A 687-nucleotide genomic window follows, 5' to 3' on the forward strand; every position below is an offset into this window, starting at 1 on the left:
CCCGTCCTACTTCTCGGAGTCAGGCGGCGACGACCTGGTGAGGCACGCATCTGCGGCGTACGACCTGAGCATCCTTGCTCTTATCGACAACTATCTGGATGACGAAGGGCCGGGTGTTGGGTGTCGGCTTCGTTTACTGTCGGGCGACGTTGAGATCCAAGGCGAGTCCAGTGATTCGGCGTGGCCATCCGGCGATCATGAGCCAATGGAACGAAGGTTGTTCGGCCCGGATGAACTTGACGAAGTTCTGAATGATGTTCGGTGGAAAAGCCATCATGCCCGGGCGCACTGGTTCTGGCGTGTCGAGTGTGACCAGGAGGGTGAGGTCGATTCGGGCGAGGCAGTCTGGGTCGTTGAGTACTTTGATCGACCTATTCCCGATGACCCCATATTCGATGAGCCTGACGAGTACGACCGTTTCGTTGCGGGCATTTGGAACCCGTGGCCAATTACTCCGCGAACTCGATTCGTGCTGTGGCAAGCCATGGCTATTCTTAGCTCGACCCTGGAACTGGAACTTGGCGTCTGGGATGGCACCAACGCAGCTTCGAACTCATCACATGTCATCGGGGAATTCCCGCGGTCAGTGCAATCTCAACAGCGTGACTGGTGGGTGCAGATGCTTCGATCCGGCGAGCGACTCGTCGAGGCATTACGCACCGGCGAGTCGTGGAATCCGCGCACGCC

At 58.2% G+C, this 687-nt stretch carries 1 protein-coding gene; it reads left to right on the forward strand.

Annotation, left to right across the window (positions count from 1 at the left end; all coding sequences use genetic code 11):
• Positions 1-687: hypothetical protein (locus GOSPT_RS23810; protein ID WP_005203823.1), on the forward strand; the 687-nt coding region annotated here is incomplete at both ends.

Source organism: Gordonia sputi NBRC 100414 (assembly GCF_000248055.1).
Taxonomy (GTDB): Bacteria; Actinomycetota; Actinomycetes; order Mycobacteriales; family Mycobacteriaceae; genus Gordonia; species Gordonia sputi.